This window comes from Agrobacterium sp. NPDC090283 (assembly GCF_044769685.1).
Classification (GTDB): domain Bacteria; phylum Pseudomonadota; class Alphaproteobacteria; order Rhizobiales; family Rhizobiaceae; genus Agrobacterium.
Genome location: NZ_JBIVYG010000014.1, coordinates 1 through 21,176 on the forward strand (window position 1 = coordinate 1; position 21,176 = coordinate 21,176).

The 21,176-nt window shown below is 58.8% G+C and carries 16 protein-coding genes; all 16 read right to left on the reverse strand.

The features are described from left to right. Positions 1–156: 156 nt before the first annotated feature. The gene (locus ACIQUH_RS18965) at positions 157–879 is read right to left on the reverse strand and encodes a MurR/RpiR family transcriptional regulator (protein WP_400817791.1); all 723 of its coding nucleotides are present in this window, start codon (positions 877–879) and stop codon (positions 157–159) included. 108 nt (positions 880–987) lie between these two features. Then, positions 988–1,377 (reverse strand): tautomerase family protein, encoded by a 390-nt coding sequence (locus ACIQUH_RS18970; RefSeq protein WP_400817793.1) that lies wholly within the window; start codon positions 1,375–1,377, stop codon positions 988–990. A gap of 43 nt (positions 1,378–1,420) precedes the next feature. After that, entirely contained in the window at positions 1,421–2,230 is an 810-nt protein-coding gene (gene iolB / locus ACIQUH_RS18975; RefSeq protein WP_400817795.1) for a 5-deoxy-glucuronate isomerase, read from the reverse strand. Continuing rightward, positions 2,227–3,147 (reverse strand): myo-inosose-2 dehydratase, encoded by a 921-nt coding sequence (iolE, locus tag ACIQUH_RS18980; protein ID WP_400817797.1) that lies wholly within the window; start codon positions 3,145–3,147, stop codon positions 2,227–2,229. The genes iolB and iolE overlap by 4 nt, the downstream gene beginning before the upstream one ends. A 29-nt stretch (positions 3,148–3,176) precedes the next feature. Continuing rightward, on the reverse strand, positions 3,177–5,042 hold the full coding sequence (iolD, locus tag ACIQUH_RS18985) for a 3D-(3,5/4)-trihydroxycyclohexane-1,2-dione acylhydrolase (decyclizing) (protein ID WP_400817799.1): 1,866 nt from the start codon (positions 5,040–5,042) through the stop codon (positions 3,177–3,179). Continuing rightward, complete coding sequence (iolC, locus tag ACIQUH_RS18990; RefSeq protein ID WP_400817801.1) at positions 5,011–6,918, reverse strand: 5-dehydro-2-deoxygluconokinase; 1,908 nt, start codon at positions 6,916–6,918, stop codon at positions 5,011–5,013. Before iolC ends, iolD begins: the two co-directional genes overlap by 32 nt. A 70-nt stretch (positions 6,919–6,988) precedes the next feature. Beyond that, positions 6,989–7,774 carry a TIM barrel protein gene (locus ACIQUH_RS18995; RefSeq protein WP_400817803.1) on the reverse strand — a complete coding sequence of 262 codons (786 nt, stop codon included), beginning with the start codon at positions 7,772–7,774 and terminating at the stop codon, positions 6,989–6,991. 8 nt (positions 7,775–7,782) lie between these two features. Further along, a complete protein-coding gene (locus ACIQUH_RS19000) occupies positions 7,783–8,793 on the reverse strand; it encodes a Gfo/Idh/MocA family protein (RefSeq protein ID WP_400817805.1) in 1,011 nt (336 codons plus the stop codon). 10 nt (positions 8,794–8,803) lie between these two features. Then, the gene (locus ACIQUH_RS19005) at positions 8,804–9,703 is read right to left on the reverse strand and encodes a sugar phosphate isomerase/epimerase family protein (protein ID WP_400817807.1); all 900 of its coding nucleotides are present in this window, start codon (positions 9,701–9,703) and stop codon (positions 8,804–8,806) included. 179 nt (positions 9,704–9,882) lie between these two features. After that, positions 9,883–10,902 carry an ABC transporter permease gene (locus tag ACIQUH_RS19010; protein WP_400817809.1) on the reverse strand — a complete coding sequence of 340 codons (1,020 nt, stop codon included), beginning with the start codon at positions 10,900–10,902 and terminating at the stop codon, positions 9,883–9,885. 25 nt (positions 10,903–10,927) lie between these two features. Beyond that, positions 10,928–12,466, reverse strand: a complete 1,539-nt coding sequence (locus ACIQUH_RS19015) for a sugar ABC transporter ATP-binding protein (RefSeq protein WP_400817811.1) — start codon at positions 12,464–12,466, stop codon at positions 10,928–10,930. A gap of 68 nt (positions 12,467–12,534) precedes the next feature. After that, complete coding sequence (locus ACIQUH_RS19020; protein WP_400818044.1) at positions 12,535–13,479, reverse strand: sugar ABC transporter substrate-binding protein; 945 nt, start codon at positions 13,477–13,479, stop codon at positions 12,535–12,537. A 271-nt stretch (positions 13,480–13,750) separates the two neighbouring features. Continuing rightward, on the reverse strand, positions 13,751–14,779 hold the full coding sequence (locus ACIQUH_RS19025) for a LacI family DNA-binding transcriptional regulator (RefSeq protein WP_400817813.1): 1,029 nt from the start codon (positions 14,777–14,779) through the stop codon (positions 13,751–13,753). Positions 14,780–14,981: 202 nt separating this feature from the next. Next, on the reverse strand, positions 14,982–17,519 hold the full coding sequence (locus ACIQUH_RS19030) for a methyl-accepting chemotaxis protein (protein WP_400817815.1): 2,538 nt from the start codon (positions 17,517–17,519) through the stop codon (positions 14,982–14,984). 375 nt (positions 17,520–17,894) lie between these two features. Continuing rightward, positions 17,895–19,844 (reverse strand): MacB family efflux pump subunit, encoded by a 1,950-nt coding sequence (locus tag ACIQUH_RS19035; RefSeq protein WP_400817817.1) that lies wholly within the window; start codon positions 19,842–19,844, stop codon positions 17,895–17,897. A 9-nt stretch (positions 19,845–19,853) separates the two neighbouring features. Continuing rightward, on the reverse strand, positions 19,854–21,047 hold the full coding sequence (locus tag ACIQUH_RS19040; RefSeq protein ID WP_400817819.1) for an efflux RND transporter periplasmic adaptor subunit: 1,194 nt from the start codon (positions 21,045–21,047) through the stop codon (positions 19,854–19,856). Positions 21,048–21,176: the final 129 nt, after the last annotated feature.

The window sequence follows — 21,176 nt, forward strand, 5'->3', positions numbered from 1 at the left end:
TCCTCTGAGTGACGTTCTGGCGAACATCACTCTGGCACATTGCGATGCCGTCGGGAGGGGGCATCCACTCCATCAGTTCTCAGCGAAAATCAACATTCATGCTCTCCCTTGTCTGCCGCGCACAGATCGCCAAAGCCTCGCTCAGGGCAATTCCGGCTAAGGGCAGCAGCACAGTCCGTCATGTCCGGATTCGATAACCCTGAAGTGCACTGCCGCAAGTTCCGAGAGCGGTGAGAAGTTGGAATCTGTCAAGGCGATGACGGGAACCCCTCGCTTCGTGAGATCTGTAGCCTGCGCGGTGGTCTCCTCGGAATAGGGCGAGGAACTGATCACGACAGCCACGTCTTCCGGCGTCGCGAATGCAAGCAGGTCTTCTCCGCCCGCGATATCCGTCAGCAAGGTGGAACGGATCTTCAATCGGGTCAGCATGTGCTGAAGTAGAGTCGCCATTGGGAAAGTGCCGTGCCGGGCGATGATGAACACACACTTCGCGCATGAAAGTATGTCCGCTGCGGTCTTTATGTCCGTCACGGGTATCGACCTAGACAAAGCTTCCAACGAGCGGTGACAGGCTTCGATGGTCTCGTAGAAGGCCCGCGCTTCTCCTGCGATATCCGCGCGCTCTGACGACCGGCGTCCTCCGCCGTCGGAAATCTTGGCGCGGACAACCTCGCGGAAGATTTCCTGCAATGCGCTGAAGCCGTCATAACCAAGGAATTGGGCAAAGCGTATCAGCGTCGAGGGGGTAACCTGCGCGGCGGATGCAATGGAGGCCACGGAACCGAAAGCGACTTCATCGGGATTGTCCAGCAGATGGCGTGCTACCTGGGCAAGGCGCTTTGGGAACATCCCGTGTCTGGCATTGATTTCGGCCTGCAAGGCCTGAAAATCTCCTGGCGTGTCAGCGTTCTCTATGCCCATTCACACATCTCCCAAAAGCTCACGCACGGATCGCCGCGAGCTCGGGATCCGCGCCCGGCATCGCTTTCACAACTGTCCGGTCACGAATTGGGCTGTTCCCTCGCCAAACGACCAGTCTTCGTCACTGTTTTCGACAAACGAGACCATTACGTCGGATGAGGGGACCCCGCAGCATTTCTCAAGTTCCATGGCAAGGCCTTGATAGAAAGCCAGTTTTTCAGCCCTCTGCCTGGGACGCGAGACGACCTCGACAAGGACAAATTTTTGCGATCGCTCAAAACCGAGCCCTGTATCCAGGGCCCGAAGATGGGTGGGTTCGTGTTCGAAAACCAGTTGATAGCGATCACGTACGGGCACATTGAAAGCGGAGAGCATGGCTTTGTGCGCCACATCGAGCAAAAGCTCGATTTCCGCATGGGAACGCCCTTTTTGCATATGAAACTTGAGCAGAGGCAAACGAACTCCTTTCTGCCAAAATCACTGAGACTACAACTCGAGGTTATCGAGCATCGCGCTCCATAATCCACTGTACAGCCGGGTCCGGAATGAACCGCCACTTTCGCACAGGCCCCGCCATGACGTTTAGATAATAAAGCTCGAACCCATAGGGCGCCCCGCAAGGGTGATGGCCGCGAGGCACGAGCACGACGTCGTGGTTTTTCACCGCCATGGTCTCGTTGAGAGAACCGTCTTCCGTATACACGCGCTGCACACCGAAACCCTGCTCGGGATTGAGGCGATGGTAGTAGGTCTCCTCCAGATAGGTAACGCGCGGAAAATCATCCTCGTCGTGGCGATGGCTCGGATAGGAGGACCAGTTGCCTGCCGGGGTGAAGACCTCCGTGACCAGCAGGCTGTCGCAATAATCCTCGCCTTCCATCGCGATATTATTGATGAAACGCTGATTCGCGCCCACGCCACGCGGCGTCAGGCTGATACCTTCCGGGCCGATGCGCCGCGCCTTGTGGCCGCCCCTGCCGGGCGCGAGGCAGACGCCGATCGTGCAATCGGTCGTCGCTCGAGCTTCCCACTGTTCGCCGTTCGGCACATAGAGGCAGTGGGGCGGCGTCTTCTCGAACACGTTCATGCGCTCGCCGAGTTCGCCCCAGTCCTTGCCGGCCGCGGTGAAGCGCGCCTTGCCCTCCACCATGACCAGAATAGCTTCCATGCCGCCGGTCGCCTCGCCCACGGTTTCGCCTTCCCGCAACCGGTAAAGGCTAAAACCCACATAGCGCCAGCCGGCCGATTGCGGAGTAATCTCATGGACCTTGCCGTGGTCGCCGAAGGGACGGCGCAGGAGAATGCTCATTGCGCCGCCTCCTTGTCATGCGCCTTGTCTAGCCCGACTTCACGCGCCATCGATTTCAGCGCCCTCAGACCCATGTTCTGGTAATGGAAGGGCTCGCGCACCGCGCTGTCCTGCTCGGCCTCGATAACCAGCCAGCCGGAATAGTTATGCTCGGCAGCGACCTTCAATACGGGGGCGAAATCGACGCAGCCTTCCGGATCGCCCGGCACGGTGAATACGCCCAGACGCACGCCATCGAGGAAAGAAAGATTTTGGGAGCGGACCCGTTTCATGATCTCGGGACGGATATTCTTGGCATGGATATGCGTGACGCGATCCATGTATTTCTTCGCCACCTCCTCCGGATCCGCGCCGCCGAAGGTGCAGTGGCCTGTGTCAAGCAGAAGGCGGGTATAGGGACCTGCCATCGTCATGAAGCGGTCAATGTCCGCTGCACTTTCGATGATCGTTCCCATATGATGATGATATCCCATCTTTACGCCCTGATCGTGCGCATGTTTGGACAACGCCTCGTAGCCTTGGGAAAAACGCGCCCACTGCTCTTCAGTCATGATCGGGCGGTCGTTCACTGGTGTTCCATCGCTGCCGTGGACCGTGTTCGAGCATTCACATGCATTGATGTGGTCGCCACCAGCGGCCTTGGTCATATCGATGAACTTCTGCAGAGCTATCTTTTCAGCGGCGATGTCGTTCACCAGAAGGTTTGTGGAATGCCAGCCACCGACGAAACGCAGCCCGAATTCGCCGAGCCTGGCCTTCAGCGCCTTGCCTTCGTTCGGCATCTTGTGCCCCTTTTCGATGCCGTCGAAGCCGATCCTGCGGCAATCGGAAAGGCAATCTTCCAGCGTCAGATGCGCGCCGATCGTTTGGTCGTCGTCATTGGACCACGCGATGGGGTTTGTTCCATAAAGTATCATGATCCGGTCCTTCTCGGCATTCGTTTGGGTCAGTTGATGCGTTGGCGAGCCACGTGCGCCTCGTAATGCGCACGCGCTTTCTTGAGCTTTTCGGTGTCACCCACCTCCGGCACGACGACATCCCACCACGCGCCGCCGATGCCGGCACCAGTTTCGGCTTCCGTGTCGATAACGATCACTGTGGGAATGTCGCGGCTGCGCGCTGCGACGAGTTCGGCTTCGAGCTGGACGATATCGATGGCCTTGACCGCGTGGGCGCCCATCGAGGCGGCATGCGCCACGAAGTCGATCTCCGGCTGCACCTCTATATTGCTGTCCTTGTACATATTGTTGAATTCGGCACCGCCGCATTCCTGCTGGAGACGATTGATGCAGCCGTAGCCGCGATTGTCCGTCAGAACAATGGTGAAGGGCACCCGCATCATGACCGCAGTGGCAAGTTCGGAGTTGGCCATCATGTATGAACCATCGCCGACGAAGCAGACGACGTCCTTCGTCCTGTCCGCCAGCTTGATGCCGAAGGCGCCAGCAACCTCATATCCCATGCATGAATAGCCGTATTCCATGTGATAGCCATCGGCTGAGGCTCGCCACAGCACCTGCAGCGCGCCGGGCATCGTGCCGGCAGCACATATAGCGACCGTGTTTGCGCCGGCCTGACGCAGCACGGCTCCAATAACGTGGGCGTCTGATGGCAGGAAGTTGGCCCCCTGCTGAGCCGGAGCGGCGAGCGCCTCGTCAGACAACTTGAACCAGGCATCGCGCGCGGCAAAATCCGGATCGGCAAATCTGTAGCGACCGAGACCCTCCGACAGACGGGACAGCGCAACCTTTGCGTCTGAGACGAGCGGTGTGGCACCGTGCTTGGCAGCGTCATAACCGGCAAGATTGATCGAGACGAGCTTACGCGCCGGGTTGGAGAAAACGGTCCAACTGCCGGTGGTGAAATCCTGAAAGCGGGTGCCGACACCGAGGATGAGATCGGCATTAGCCGCAATCTTGTTGCCGCAATCGGTCCCGGTGACTCCCGGCGATCCGAAGTTCAATTGGTCGTTCCAGTCGATTGCGCCCTTGCCGGCCTGGGTTTCGACGATAGGAATGTTATGCGTTCTGGCGAACTTAAGAAGATCACTCTCGGCTCCAGAGTAAAGCACGCCGCCACCCGCTACGATTACGGGATTGCGAGCCGTGTTGAGCGCGGCGACGACGTCGGCGACTTCACGCGGGTCGGGCTCCGGTCGCCGGATGCGCCAGGTCTTTTGCTCGAAGAAGCTTTCCGGCCAGTCATAGGCTTCCGCCTGCACGTCCTGGCAGAAGGCGAGCGTAACAGGTCCGCAATTGGCAGGATCGGTCATCACTTGCATGGCGCGCGGCAGGGCCGATAGCAGGTGTTCCGGCCGAGTGATGCGGTCGAAGTAGCGGCTGACAGGCCTGAAGCAATCAGTGACGCTCATCGTCCCATCATCAAAATCCTCAATCTGCTGTAGCACCGGATCAGGCCGGCGATTGGCAAAAACGTCACCGGGAATGAATAGCACGGGGAGGCGGTTGACGTGGGCAAGAGCTGCCGCCGTCACCATGTTGGTTGCTCCCGGCCCGATCGAAGAGGTGATTGCCATAGCTCTACGGCGACGCTTGGTTTTGGCATAGGCGATGGCTGCATGTGCCATTGTCTGCTCGTTCTGGCCGCGCCAGGTGGGAAGTTTTTCCTGGATACCATGCAGAGCCTCGCCGATGCCGGCGACGTTGCCATGCCCGAAGATCGCCCAGACGCCGTCGATGAAGCGCTCGCCATCTTCGTTCATCTGCATCGACAGCCAGCGGAACATCGCCTGTGCTGCAGTCAAACGGATCGTCGTCATATTAATTCTCCTCGGCGGCTGTACGCGCGCCATCCCAGATTTCGCAAAGCCGGCTATATCTCCGCGCCATCTCGGCAACGGCTGCCGCGTCTGTTGTCTTGCCCTTCAACCACTGACGCGCGACGTCGCCGAAGATGGTCCGGCCTACGGCGAAGCCCTTGACCAGTGGATAGCGTGCGGCGACCTTGAAGCTCGCCTCGAGCTCCGCTTCCGGCGCATCAAGTCCAAGAACGACAATGCCGCGCGTGTTCGGGTCATTGTCGTTGATCGCCGCGCAGGTCTTCTCCCAGGCGGTCGCTCTGACCATCGGCTCAAGCTTCCACCAGTCCGGATAAACCCCGATCTCGTAGAAGTGCCGGATGAGGGTTGCGGCGGTGTCGTCATCGACCGGTCCAACCTTGGACGGAATGATCTCAAGAAGGAATTCTAGTCGATTGCGGCGTGCAGCTGAAAACAGGCGGCTGATCGTTGCTTCCTGCTCAGCCCGCATCTCGGCGGTGTCGCCCGGATGGCAGAAGCACAACACCTTGACGACGTTCTCCAGAGCCCATTCGCTTAGAGCCCCATAGTCAGGCCCGAGTTCGGGCTCCAGCGTCAGAGGACGCGAACCTGGCCACTCGACCGGTCGCCCGATCCAGAGCCCGGTGCCGGAGGCTGCATGCAGCGCCTGACGCCCAAGCCTGTTGTCGCAGAGAATTCCATACCCCGCCTCTCCGTTCTGAACATTGAGCGCCGCCTTGAGACAAAGCTGTTTGAACTCTCCGATCTTTTCCGGCGTCGCTCCATCCATCGCTTCCAGCTGAATGCGATGGTCGAAGGCAAAGACGCGCATCGTTGACCAGTCATTGTGGCGGTTGGTCGCCCAATGGATCTGCTCCAGCTCAGCATCCTTACGAAGCGCCTTTTCCTTCACGCCACGCTTGAGGAAGAACTCCAGCTCCTCGAGCGAGGGATAGGCCGGCGTGCAGCCATGGCGGCTGACAGCGAAGGCACCGCAGGCATTGGCGTATTCCAGTGCTCTTGGCCAGGACACGTCTTCCAGCCAGCCCTTGATCAGGCCAGACATGAAGCCGTCTCCCGCGCCAAGAACGTTGAAGACTTCGATCGGGAAACCCGGTCCCCGCTCGCCATCCTCAAGGCTATCGGGGATTGCGCCCGTAAAGGCGACCGCGCCAGCTGCGCCGCGCTTGCAAACAAGGGTCGCCGAAGAGACCTTGCGTACCGCGCGCAGTGCCGCGATCGTATCGGTCGAGCCGCCCGCAATATAGAATTCCTCTTCCGTGCCGACGATCAGGTCGAACAGATGCAAGTGGCTCTGTAACTTCGCTGTCACGCGATCGCTTTCGATGAAGCGGTTTTCTCCTTCGCCGTGGCCCGCCAACCCCCACAAATTGGGGCGATAGTCGATATCGAGGCCGATGCGTGCGCCATGCTTGCGGGCAAGATCGATGGCCTTGAGGACTGCACTTTCAGTCTTCGGGTGGCTGAGATGTGTGCCGGTCACGACAAGGGCGCGGCTCTCGGAAATGAAGCTCTCGTCGATATCCTCTTCGCACAGCGCCATGTCGGCACAGTTCTCACGATAAAAAATCAGCGGGAAACGTTCTTCATCGCGGATGCCGAGGAGGACGAGCGCAGTCAGTCGCTCGGGATCGGTCTTGACCCCGCGCACATCGACGCCTTCCTTCTGCAACTCCTCGCGAATGAACCGTCCCATATGCTCATCGCCGACGCGCGTGATCAGACCGCTTTTGAGGCCAAGTCGCGCCGTTCCTGCTGCCATGTTGGTGGGCGAGCCGCCAATATATTTCTGGAACGACCCCATGTCCTCCAGCCGGCCGCCGATTTGCGCGCCATAGAGATCCACCGAAGAGCGGCCGACCGTTATCACATCCAAAGTTTTTGCCATTTCACTCCTCCAGCATCCCAGGAGACACGCGCGTCAGAAGATCGCTCGCGGTCACCCGCGAGCGACTGGGTCAAATTGCCCGGTTGATGTGACCGATGCTCTCCTTGACGGCAGCAACCGGGTCATTCAATTCGTGCACTTCCGCGGCAAAAGGCTCGAAGCTGTAAGGGCCTCGGTAACCAGCGGAGTTGAGGGCCTTGATCTGGGCAATGTTTTCCAAGCGGTCGGCGCCATCCACGAGAACTCGGTGTGCATCAAGCATTTCGGATACCGCAACGGCCGGATCGACCACGCCCGAGATATGCACGAGGCCGGTCCTTTCTGGGAAGAACTCCGTTTCGCCCGCGAGGTGGTGGTGGAAGGTGTCATGCACGAGCTTGTAAACCCCTTCGCCACCGGCAGCCTCGATGGCCTCCAGCGCTTCTTTTTTTGAGCGCAGCGACGAAATCGGAAAGCCGAGCGGCTCGACGAGACCGGTCAGGCCGCGTTCTTCGAGGATCGGCTTCATCGCTTTCAGCGCAGCGACCAGATCGTCAAAGGCGACCTTCGTGCCATCGTTGAGCGGGCACATGACAAGTGCCTCTGCACCGCTTGCGGCGGCGTAGTCGGCCAAAGCGACGGCCCGCCTCGACAGGTCGCCGGACCAGACGTTGAAGGGATAGAGCGCGTTGATCGAGATGATCGTCACGCCGGCCTTTGCCGCTGCGGCCTTGACCGCTGCGGGATTGACGGTGTTGACGACATCCGGCAGATCATTGCGGATTTCGACCTCGGTCAGCCCGAGACCTTTGGCGGCAGCGAAGAATGCCTCGAGGGTGAGTTTCGGTGCGGTGATGTGGTTGATCGCAAAACGCATGAAAAACCTCAGTTATAGAGCGCCGGACGGGTCGGCAGGTCGATCGCGACGGACTGTCCTTCCTTCTCCTGGGCGGTGACGCAGGCGTCGGACGTGATGGCGGCCACATAACCGTCCCAGGAGGTCGGCCCGGATGCGGTACGTTTGGCGGCAGCGTGGATGAAGTCCTGCAGCTCGACGTCGTAACTCGCGATGAAGCGATCCTTCCAATCCGTCAGGATGTCGTTCTGAAGCTTGGCGTCGAGGCGCGTCTGGATTGCCAGGGGTTCCGGCAGCTTGGCGATACCATCTTCGCCGACGACTTCGCACTGGATGTCGTACCCATAGTGGCAATTCACGAAGATCTCGACATTGATGATCGTGCCTTTGGCCGTTTCCAGGATCACGATCTGCGGATCCTTGAGCTTGGCGTGGCTGCGGGCGGCCGAGCGCGGGAAGAGGACGCGTGCCGAGACATAGTCGTCGTTGAGTAGCCAGCGGAATACGTCGATCTCGTGGATTAGGGTGTCATGGATTGCCATCGGCGTCACATACTGCTCCGGAACAGCCGGGTTGCGATGGGCGGCATGAACGATGATCGGTGCGCCGATCCTGGTGTCGACGGCTTGCTTCAGGGCGACGTAACCGCTGTCGTAGCGGCGCATGAAGCCGACCTGCACGAGACGTTTGCCATGCTTGACCTCGGCATCGACGATCCGCTTAGCGCCTTCGGCGGTTGTGGCAAGAGGCTTCTCGCAGAAGCATGGCTTACCGGCGGCGATTGCTGCCAGGACGTATTGTTCATGGGTCGCGCCCCAAGAGGTGACGAGCACGGCATCGACGTCGGAGGCGGCGATCAGCGCTTCCCCTGTGTCGTAGATGCTCGCATCCGGCGCGATATCCTTCTTCACGGCTTCGGCTGACGCCTTGTTCACGTCGCTTAGCGCCACGATCTTCGCGCCGCCGAGGACCTGGTTGATGCGACGCGCATGCTCGCGGCCGATTGCGCCGGTGCCGATGACACCAATTCTCAAAGTCATTGGGAGAGCCTCACTTCTGATATTTGTTGATGTATCTGTTGATTTCGGAGCACATGAAGCGCCCTGACTCGTCTGCCTTATCTTCCCAGGCGAAAACGCAGGAGGTCATGATGCCGTCGAAGCCGATTTCGGAAAGCGTGCCGAAGAAGTCGTCCCATGGCACTTCGCCCTGGCCGATATTCAGGTGCTGGTGCACCCGCGCCTGCGTACCGGGTGGATTGAGGATGTAGCGAAGCCCGGAGCTGGCCTTGTGGTTGAAGGTATCGCCCACATGCACATGGGCGAGCACATCCTTGGCCTCGCGCAGCATCGTTTTCGTGTCGTCACCGAAATAGAAGGTGTGCGGCGCGCAATAGAGGAATTTGACGTTCTTCGAATTGACGGTGCGGATGATGTCCAGCGCCGGCTGCAGCGTTTCGCACCAGTCTTCCGGATGCGGCTCGACATGCAGGTTGATGTTTTCGCGCTCGAAGATCGGCACCAGTTCTTCCATCGAGCGCCACCAGGCGTCCTCGCAGGCTTCGATCATCGAGCCGGTGTGGCAGCAATAACACGACCCCTTGTCGGGATGCGGTCCGCGGCCGAATTCGGAGTTCATCGTGTCGACCTCCAGTTCGATGGCGATCTCGATGGCGCGTTTCCAGTGTTTCACCGCCGCCTGCCGTTCGGTCTCGTCATTGGAGGCCCAGCGATACATAGGCAGCAGCGAGGCGATGCCGACATCGGCGTCTTTCAGCGCCTTTTTAAAGGACCTGATGCGCTCGGGAAACACGCGCGGCGCCTTGAACCATTCGAGGAAATCGGCACGCGGGCTGAGTTCGATCCAGTCGTAGCCGAGCTCCTTCACCTTGTTGGGCAGTTGTTCCAGGCTGAGATGTCGATGCATAAACGGGTCGATGGCGATCTTCATATAGGCCTCCTTTTTATCTCTTATCTTGCTGCCCAAGGGCTATAGTTGGAGCGCGGCCGCGAGAGGAAACGACCGCGCCCCGCGGCGGCTACCTCGTGTAGCCGGCCATTTTATCGGGAATACTGCTCGAACCGCCCTCAAAGAGGCGGGTGGCGGGCAGGCTAGCGCCTGCCGAACTATCAGCTCTTCTTCAAGCGCTTGCGCTGGCGGTAGACATCGGCAACAACGGCTGCAACGATGATCACCCCCTTGAGCATTTCCTGGTAATACGCATCGAGACGCAAGAAGGTGAAACCGGAGATGATCACGCCGAAGATGACCATGCCGATCATTGTGCCTGGTATCGATCCGCGTCCGCCCGAAAGCGATACTCCCCCGATAACGGCCATCGCGATTGCGTCCAGTTCATAACTTGTTCCCATTCCGGCCTGGGCGGTCAGTCCTCGGGAGGCCACCACGATCCCTGCCAATGCCGATAAAAGACCGGCGACCATATAGACCTTCACAGTGTGTCGTTCGACGTTGATCCCTGAAATACGTGCAGCCTGCCGGTTCGCGCCAATTGCATATGTGAATTTGCCGTAACGCGTGTAGCGCAGGATGACATGCATGATCGCCGCCACCGCGAGGAAAATGAGTATCGGAGCGAGGCCTTTGCCGATCGCTGCAAAGCTGTCAGTCGGAAAGCTGATGGGTTGGCCCTTGGTGTACCATTTCGCAAACCCTCGGGCGGTTACCATCATGCCAAGCGTTGCGATGAACGGAGGAATTCTGCTGTAGGCGATCAGCAACCCATTGATCGCTCCGCAGACGACACCGACAAACAGTCCCGCAACGACCGGTATTGCGACTGGAAAATCTGTCAGACCGGGGTAGAGTGCCCTGGGGAAGGAGCTCGCCTGCGCCAGACTCATTGAGATCATCGCGGTCGCACCGACGATCGAACCGGAACTGAGGTCAATGCCATCCGAAATAATGACCTGGGTAACGCCAATAGCGATGATCCCGATCACCGATACCTGCAGGATCATGATTGCAAGACGTTGCGTGTTAGCGAGAAAGCTCTGTCCCTGCAGGACCCAGCCAAGTATCTCGAATGTCAGCGCGATTAGGACGAGAACGAGGAGAATCGTAAGCTCCGATGGCAGACGGCGTCGCGGCCGTGCGGCCTGCGCGATGGACTGTGTTGTGGTGTTCATTGTGGGTCTCCTCCCCTTGTTCGCGCTAGCGCGCAGCAAGGTCCATTATTTTGACTTGCGTGGCGTCAGAGCGATCAAGCACTCCGGAGACACGCCCCTCATGCATGACAACGATGCGGTCACTCATCCCCAGCACCTCAGGCAGTTCTGAGGAGATCATCAGCACAGCAACGCCCTCGGCTGCGAGAGCCGTTATCAAGCGATGAATCTCCGCTTTGGCGCCGACATCGATGCCCCGTGTCGGCTCGTCGAGGATCAGGATACGCGGCTTTGTCAGCAACCAGCGCGCAATGAGCAGCTTCTGCTGGTTACCGCCAGAGAGATTCTCGACGATTTCATGCAAGTTTGGAGTCTTCACCCGAAGCTTCGCTGCCATTTCCTCGGCGAGCTTCGTCACCGTTGGCTGATCGACGAGGCCAGCTCGCACATGGGAGCGCGTAATGAGTGCCGATTGGATGTTTTCCAAGCAGTTCAGGATCAGGAAGCAGCCAGTTTCCTTTCGATCCTCCGTCAGGAAGGCCAATCCGTGGGACATTGCCGCGCTGGGACTGTTGATCGTCACCGGCTTGCCGTGGACCAGGATTTCACCTGAGGTTGCCGGCGCTACGCCGAACAGAGCTTCTGCCACATTTGAGCGTTTGGAGCCAACAAGACCGGCCAGCCCGAGAATTTCACCCCTCCGGAGGGAGAAGGTAATGTCGTGGAAAACGCCGGGGATAGTGAGATTTCTGACTTCGAGCACAACCTCCCCAATCGGGCAGTCGACCTTTGGAAACATGTCAGTGATTTCACGGCCAACCATCATCCGGATGATGTCGTCGCGCGTGACGTCCTTTGAAGAATGAGTTCCCACATATTTTCCGTCACGGAAAACCGTAAACTCATCGGCAATCTCGAAGAGCTCGTTCATCTTGTGAGTGATGTATACGATGCCAATTCCGCGTTTCCGCAAATCGCGAATGATAGAAAAAAGGTGTTCAACCTCGCGGTCAGTCAGCGCCGATGTCGGCTCATCCATGATGAGAACAGAGGATTCGTAGCTCACCGCACGAGCGATCTCGACCATCTGCTTTTGCGCGACCGTCAGTTCCGACACTTGAGCTCGCGGGTCAAGCACGATGTTCAGCCGAGCGAAAAGCTCCTCCGTCATCGTCACCATCCTGGAATGATCGATGAAGCCAAACCGGTTCTTGGGCTCTCGCCTGATCCAGATGTTCTCCGCCACGGTCATCCAGTTCATCAACTGGAGCTCCTGGTGGATCATCGCGATCCCCTGCTCCAGCGCGTCGAGCGGCGACTTCAGCACCGTCGGGGTGCCTCGAAGACGTATCTCACCGGCATCGGGCTGATAAATCCCGGCGATGATCTTCATCAGGGTCGATTTGCCAGCCCCGTTTTCGCCCATAAGGGCATGAACAGTTCCAGGCCGGACGCGGAGCTGGACGTTGTCGAGCGCCAGAACGCCCGGAAATTCCTTTCGGATTCCGTCGATGGCAAGCAAGCCATCGGCTTCCGTTGCCTCTAGCACGCGTTTGATTGCCGCGGCAGTCGTAGGGCTGACCATGGCTTATCCTCCTTCGCTCTTAGGTAGAAAGAGACGGCACACCCGTCTCTTTCCCGGTTGCGAGCTGGTTAGTTTTTGGCCTGGTAGTCCTTGAGGTTTGCCGGCGTCACGAGTTCGAAGGGCACGTAGACCTTCTTCTCGATTTTCTCGCCGCGCACGATTTTAAGGGCAGCATCCACAGCGCCATTGCCCTGCCCTGCAGCATTCTGGAAGACCGTCACATCAAGATCGCCGGCAGCCATGGAAGCAAGCGCGTCCTGCGTGGCATCCACGCCCGAAACGATCACGCTCTTCATGTCTTTTCCGGCGGCCTTCAACGACTGGATGGCGCCGATCGCCATTTCGTCATTGTTGGCGATGACCGCGTCGAACTGGACGCCGGCGGAGAGCCAGTTGGTCATCAGGTCGGCACCCTGAGTGCGCGACCAGTTGGCGGTCTGCTCCTCGACAATCTTGATAAAGCTGCATTCAGGCGTTGCAATCACGTCCTTGATGTCTTGCGTCCGCATGCGGGCAGCCTGGTTGGAAAGCTCTCCCATCATCACAACGGCCTTGGCTTCCTTCTTTCCCGCCTCCTTCAGGAGACGGCACACTTCCTTGGTTTCGAGAGTCCCGGACTCTTTTTCGTCAGACGCGACGAAGGCCTGCTTTCCGGGAAGCTGATCCACGTTGACCGGCATGCGATTGACGTAGATCAGGGGAATGCCGGCTGCGTTAGCGGCTTGCGACAGTGCAACAGTTGCATCCGTATCGACGGGGTTGACGATGATCGCATCAACACCAGAAGCAACGAAGTTCTGAACTTGGCTCAGCTGCTTGCCGACGTCGTTCTGCGCGTCCTCGATTTGCAGGATTACGTCTTTTTGCGTCTTGGCGTAGTCGGTCATGCCGTTCCGAAGAACGGTGAGGAAATTGTCGTCAAAGAGCGCCATCGAGACGCCGATCGTCTCGGCTGATGCCGTCGTTGCCAACATACTGGCCATTGCTGCGATAATCAGGTGCTTTTTCTTCATTCCCATTCTCCTCCACAGGTTATGAAACGTATGCCTGCACGGGCTTCAACGGCCCTGGACATTCACTAGGCAACAAAATTTCGTTGTCGGAGATCATGATCTTCGACACGGATTGGGCGGGATTTGCGTTAAGTTGGTGGGTGCCTCCTGTCGCCACCAATCGGGAGGACATTTCCGCAACGGAGGCTCTCCGTCAACGCATCTGGAGGACTGCCAGCTATCAACGCTGATAGAAACAGAACGTCAATGGATGATGGACTCTATCAAACCATCACAGACTCTCAGGCACCCAAAGCTGTGCTGGGAGGAAGCGTTGTCCGGGTGTTTCCGCCATGCCATGTTCGATCGTATGAACCATGGTTGCCATAAGATCGGCACATAGCTCCCGTAACGGGGTCTGAAAGATACCGCATATTCGCCGTTCGAGCAGAGCCTGTCTGGATTCGGGCGTGAGCTCGTTGACGAGGCAACCAATCCTGTCGCCCTTGTCCGTTTCCTGGAGAGCTTCGATCGCGCCTTCCATTCCCCCTCCGATGCAGTAAACCCCGACAAGGTCACCATGGCGAGAAATCACGTCCATCAGGAGCTCATAGGTCAAACGGCGCGTTTCGAGGTTGATCAGCGCGTCGAGCACTTCATATTCCGGCGCATACTCCCGCATGTAGCTGCGAAACCCGGTCTCGCGCAGCGAATGCCCATGAAAACGGTGGCCGCCCAGAAGCAGAAGCATTTTACCAGGAGAACGCGATAACCTAGACAGCATCCATGCGGCAGTGCGGCCTACCTTGATGTTGTTCGTCCCCAGATATGCCTCGCGTACGCCCTGCGCGAAGTCGGAAAGGAGAGAGAAGGTCGGAATACCCTTGGATCTCAGCGCGCTTACGGCTGACGTAATGTCATGGTGGTCTGGTGCGATCGCGCCAATGGCCTGCACCTTGCCTCTCATGGCGAGCAGGAGTTCCGAAATTTCGGACGGCTCGCCTGATTGTGCAAAATGCATATGGATCTGGAGACGTCGATCCTTGACTGCACGCGCCGCCGCCCCCAGCTCTTCGGCGAACGCCTGATAGAAGGAGTGCCGCTCCTTGCGAAGGATAAAGCCAAGATTGTACGAGGGCAAATCCGCCATCATTCTCTGGCGAATAATGTTCGCGGCGTGAAACCCGACCTTTTCTGCAGCGGAAAATACGCGTTTCGAAGTCTCCTCGCGCACGGGCAAGCGCGCGTTCAGAACGCGATCGACTGTTGCAACGCTGACGCCAGCCGCTTCGGCAACATCCGCAATCGTGGGGCGCTTCATCGAGTTCACCTCAGGAACAGATAGGATTTCTTCACAGAGTGACATAAACTCTCACCCGAATGAAGCAAACAAACTCGAAGAATAAGATACGTGCCTCATTTTTCGCGCGATTGGCAGTCGATGCACTCCTCCTTCTCGCCGACGGGATCAGAATAGGCGGGCAAGAAACGTAGAAGAAACTAATCGATATCCCCATCCGCGCCTAAGCGGCACGGGCCTCGGCAGTACCGTTGCAAATGCCCTGTTGCGGCAGTTGGAACCGGCTGACGATTTCCATCAGCGCATCCGCCTCATCGGCAAGCTGCCGGGTCGCGGCATTGGTTTCCTCCACCATGGCGGCGTTACGCTGCGTCATCTGGTCCATTTCGTTGACAGACGTGTTGACCCCGGCAAGCGCATTTGCTTGATCGCGACTAGCAGTTGTAATCGCCGTTACCCGTTCGGCGACGGTAATGATGCTGGATGAGATGTCCGAAAGTACGGTTCCAGTCTGCTGAACCAGCTTTGCGCCCGAGGAGACTTCCTCGCTGGATTTTTGGATAAGATCCTTGATCTGATGGGCAGCGCCCGCGGAGCGCTGGGCAAGCTCGCGAACCTCCTGAGCGACCACCGCGAAGCCCTTGCCCGCCTGTCCGGCTCGAGCTGCCTCTATTCCGGCGTTAAGCGCCAGAAGGTTGGTCTGGAAGGCGATCTCGTCGATCACGTCGATGATTTGAACGATTTGGTCCGAGGCGGTCTCGATCCGGGCCATGGCGGCAATCGCGTCACCGACGACGACAGAGGAGTTGTCCGCACGTCGCTTCGTTTCAGCAATGACATGGTCCGCCTCCTCGGCCTGCCCTGCCGAACACTTGACCGTCACTGTGATCTCCTCGACCGCGGCAGCCGTTTCTTCGAGCGATGCTGCCTGTTGCTCGGTCCGTTTGGCGAGATGATCAGCGGCAGAACTCATTTCGGCTGCGTTGCGCTGGATCATGGAGGTATTATCGCGCACTTGTATCATCGTCGTTTGAAGTCGCTCAAGCGACTGGTTGAAATCGATCCGGAGTTGCTCTAGACGCCCATCGAACGGCGTATCGATGTTTTTGGAAATATCCCCCTTCGCAAGTCGCTCCAGGCCGGCGGCAAGAGCCGACACGGCAAAGGCGATTTGCTGGTCGACTTTCTGCCTTTCGATCTCATTGCGACGACGATCCTCTTCTGCCTCGGCGCGCTGCACTTGGTTTTCGTGCTCTATCTCGAGTTTGGAAAGCGCGTTTTGTTTGAAGACGCCCAGTGCCCGTGCCATATCGCCGATCTCGTCCGTCCTGCTTTCTCCTTTGATATCCGTATCCAAAGCACCCTCTGCAAGCCGTCGCATCGCGGCGGTGATTTGACCGATCGGCCCCTTGAAAGTCACGACAAGGCCGACTGCGGCGAAGATGGAGATCACTATGCCGATCGAAGTGGCGCTGATCGACAAGGAGTTTGCCTCGCGGCGATCTTCTCCTGCGTTACGCTTTTGATGTTCCGCGAAAGCGGTCAGCAGTTGCCAGGCAGCATCCAGTTCCCCGGCGGCTTTCTCGAAACTGGCTCTGCGCTTGTTGCTTACCACAACGAGATCGCCGCTCGCGACCTCGGTCGCTGCAAGCGCCGGCAGCAGACTTTTTTCAAGTTGGGCATAGAATGGCAGGGTTTCGGCATTTTGCTTGAGTTTCGCCATGTCCTTGCGCATGGATGCAAATTCCTGCAGCAGCCGCGTCCGGTTCTCGGCGGTTGGAAATAGCAGGAGGCGGGCCACAATGATCTGAATCGAGTAGCCTGAATTCATAAGCTGACGGCCGTCGTTCAAAACCGCCATCGCCTTTTCAGCCGGCGCATCGAGCTGACCGAATTTGACGGTCGCATCGAGCATCTTTTGCTGAGCCGCAAGACCGAGGTCGGCGTTCAACTGCGCAAACTTCCCCACATTTTCGGAAATGGCAGACAACACGGCGTCACTTTTGTCATCTCCGGCAATCAGTCCCTGGAGTTCGCCCAGAACCCGTTCAATTGATTTCCCGGTAGGCCTGTTTGCCTCTGGCAGCGACATGGCCGTCACACGAAGTCTCTTCTTCATGTCGGGCAGTGCGCTCGCAATGACGGCAACCTTGTCCGCCGGTCGGCTCGCCGTATCGAAAGCCGTCTGCGTGTTAGCCAAAAACGTCGCCATGCCGCGGATATAGTCGGCGTCGCGCAGGGTTCTTTTGGCCGCAGCGTCCTCATCCTGCACGGACCGCTGGACCTTTTTCAGCGCTTCGCTGATATCCGTCTGGGAACTGACGACTACGCTCAGCCCTTTTTGGATGGTTTTCTCGAGGCCCGTTTCGGTTTCATGCATCGACCACAGATCATCGACATAGTCGCCCGCCTTTGCTATCGATGCGTCGGTGGCCTTCAGGGTCGCATTTTCTTCGGTGCCCTCTTCGACCTGACGGAGCGTTGTTTGCACGATCTTGCGCTGTTCGGCAAAGCGGCCTTTGACCTCATCGCGCCGCTCCTCAGTCGTTTCAGCCAGAAATCGGTTCATGCCTGAGGCTAAATCACGAAAGCCTGTCAGTGACTGAAGCACGCTGTTCGAAATCTCAATGCGACTCTGCAGGAGACCGGAAGCCCAAAGACCCGTGAAGCCAACCGCAGAAATACTGACGACGAATGGCAGAATAAACATCAGAACCTTTGTCTGAATACTGAATCTCGATAGTAGACGGTCAATCGGCATATCATATCCTCGGAAAACGTATCCGTCACACTCGACGCCGTTCGAATTTAACAAGCAGATCGATCAAACATACATTTGCTCTCTCTTTGCTAAAGATGAATTAATCGGAAATACAATATCAGTTTCGGAAATGTCTTTCTCATTACGAAAAATATATTCTGTTTATACAATTCTAGGAACAAACGTTCAACTCGCGCACGGACAACGCGCTCCGACGCTCAGCGGACAGGCCTCACTGTGGGCGTCTTCGCCCTCGTTGAGGCCGGCCTGACACCGGGCTAGAATTCCAGTCGATCATGAACAGGGTACGCTCGATGCGGCCGAGTCGCGCAAAGCCTCGCCAGAACTCGCAACCGAACAGACGTTTGCGGTTCATCAGTCGCGCGCCAAGGCTTCGATCGGGTCCAGCTTTGCCGCATTGCGGGCAGGAAGGAAGCCGAAGACGATTCCGATCAGGGTTGAGCAGGCGAAGGCCACCATGATGGAGCCCGAGGAGAAGAGCATTTTGAAGTCGGGGCTCAGCAAATTGAAAAGAGCGCTGATCCCGAGGGCGAGCATCACTCCCATGAAGCCGCCGACAAGGCAGACCATGACGGCCTCGATCAGGAATTGGGAGAGGATGTCGCTGCGGCGCGCGCCGACGGCCACACGGACCCCGATCTCCTTGGTGCGCTCGGTCACGGACACCAGCATGATGTTCATCACGCCGATGCCGCCGACAATCAGCGAGATCACCGCGACTGAGGATATCAGCAGCGTCAGGGTTTGCGTGGTGGTCTCGATGGTTTCGCGAATGGTCGCCGAGTTGGTGAGGAAAAAGTCTTTCGCGCCGTGCCGACGCTCGATAAGGCGCGAAACCGCGGCCTCGACATTTCCCGGATCGACATCGTCGCTGATACGGACCGTTATGCCGTCGACGTTCGGACGACCCAGCATGCGGCCCATGACGGTTGTGTAAGGCGCATAAACGGTCAACGTATCAACCGCCGGGCCGAAGGAGTTTTCCTGCTTTGTCACACCCACGACCCTCGCCGGCATTGTGCCCAGAAGGATGACCTGCCCCACCGGGTTTACCCGGTCTGGAAACAGGTCTCGCGCGGCGTTTGCATCGATCACCACATTCTGGCTGTAGGCGGTCACGTCCTGCGCGTCGAACAGTTGTCCATGCGCCAGCTCAAGGCCCCGGACACGAAAGAAGTCGGCGCCAACTCCGGTGACTGACGCATTGACGGCCACGGCGGCGCGCTTGACAGTTACGCTCGTCGTGACGGTTGGTGTCACGCTGTCGACATAGGGCTGGTTCACCAGCGCTTCGGCATCGGCGGGAACCAGCGTCCGTATCTTGCCCGCTTCCAGATCGCCGAAGCCTTTCCCGGCCCGTACCTCGATCGTGTTGGTGCCAAGCGAACTGATACTGCTCAGGATTTGTTGCTGCGAACCGGCTCCCAATGCCGAGATAGCCGCCACCGAGGCGATGCCGATGATGATGCCGAGCATGGTCAGAAGCGAGCGCATCTTGTGCGCCCATATTGCCGCGCCCGCCATGCGAAAGGCCTCAGTCATCCGGTCAATTGCGCCACGCCAGCCAGCGCCCGGCGTATGTTCGCGGATGGGACGGGCCGTCGCGGCGGATTTGGATACATTGCGCTCGTCGGAAATGATAACGCCGTCGCTGATCTCGACAACCCGATCCGCGTGTTCGGCGATCTTCTTGTCGTGGGTGACCAGGATGATGGTGTGCCCCTCGGCGTGAAGCTCGCGAAGGATCTTCATAACCTCGGCGCCACTGTGCGTATCCAGCGCTCCGGTCGGTTCGTCGGCCAGAATTATCTCGCCGCCATTCATCAGGGCGCGGGCGATCGACACCCGCTGCTGCTGGCCGCCCGAAAGCTTGCCCGGGATATTGCCCGTCCGCTCGGCGAGGCCCAGTCGGGTCAACAAGGAGATCGCTCGCTTGTGCCGGTCGGATCGGCTGCGTCCGGCATAGATGGCCGGCACCTCGACATTGCTGGCCGCGCTGAGATCGCCAAGCAGATGATAGCGCTGGAAGATGAAACCAAAACGCTCACGGCGTAATGCCGCGAGTTCGTCCACGGACATCGTCGAGGTCTCGCGCCCTTCGATCCAGTAGCTGCCGTCCGTCGGGCGATCGAGACAGCCAAGGATGTTCATCAGCGTCGACTTGCCGGAGCCCGAGGCGCCGATGATGGCCATCATCTCGCCGGCCTCGATATCGAGGTCGACGTCTTTCAGCACCCGCACCATCTCGTCGCCTGCGGGGAAAGCGCGGGATACCCCACGTACGCGGATCAGTGGTTCCGTCATGGCGCCGCCCTACCGCTGCGCCGCGGCCAGTTGAGACTGGCCATCCGTGCGCTCGTCCGTGGATGCTCCCAGGACGATGATCTCGCCTGTCTGAAGACCGCCAAGGATCTGGATGTCGGCGCCGTTATCGATGCCGACCTGGACCTGCCGGATCTGGACCTCGCTTGCTGCGTCGAGCACCCGGATGCGTGCTGTGTCGCCAGCCCGCGGCGCACCCTCCACAGCACTCAGCGGCACCAGCACGGCGCCGCTGACGCGGCTGAGAACAATGGACACCTGCGCCGTCATGGAGGGCCGCAGGACCCCGTCCGCATTCGCCACGTCGATCAGCCCGGTGTAATAGACCGCGCCGTTGGTTGAGCCAATCCGGCTCGCGGTGGCGTTGCTCTCGTTGGCGATGGAGGCTGGGGCCGGTTCCACCTGTCGCAACTCCCCATCGAAACGACGCTTCGGGTCGCCAAGAATGCTGAACCAGACCGGCAGGCCCCGCCGTACACGCACGACGTCAGCCTCGGAGAGATCCGCGCGCACCGTCATTGTGTCCAATCGTGCGATCATGACGATGGTCGGCGCGGTCTGCAGGGCATTCACGGTTTGGCCCTCGTCAGTGACGATAGCGACCACTGTGCCGGCGATTGGGGCAGTGATGCGCGTATAGTCCAGTTCTATACCCGCAGACTCCAGCGCGACCTGCGCCTGGGTGATCTGAGCGTCCAGCGACTGAACCTCAGCCCGCGCGGTGTCTCGCATCGCAACCGCAGCGTCATACTGGGCGCGCGGCGTGGAACCACCCGCCAGCAGGTCACGCTCGCGCTCGAAATCCTTCTCGGCTTTCACCAGACCGGCGCTGCGCGCGGCGTGAACGGCGCGGATGTTGGCCAAGGCGGCCTCGCGGTCCCGCAAGGTGTTGCGCCGGGTCTGGGAATCGATCTCGGCCACCAATTGGCCGGCCTCGACGACGTCACCGATCTTGACAGCCAGCCGCTCAACGCGACCCGACGCCTGGGCGCCGACACGCACCAGTTCGAGCGGTTCGAGAACCCCTGTCGCCAACACGACCTCTTCAATGTCACCCGTTCTCGCCTGCGTGGTCACCAGTTCAGGCTTCGCCGGCGGACGCAGAAACAGGTCCCAGACAACAAGCAGACCCACAAGGGTCACTGCCGCCAGGATCAGACGCTTGCGGGTAATGTGTCGTGTCATCAAGCCATGGTCCGTGCTATCGAAAATTGCGGGCTTTCTCCGTCACGAAAATTACGCAAAAATTACGGAGAGCGGCCGTCGCGGCTGGCCGTTGGTCAGGAACCTGACATTACCTGGCCGTTGTCGCGC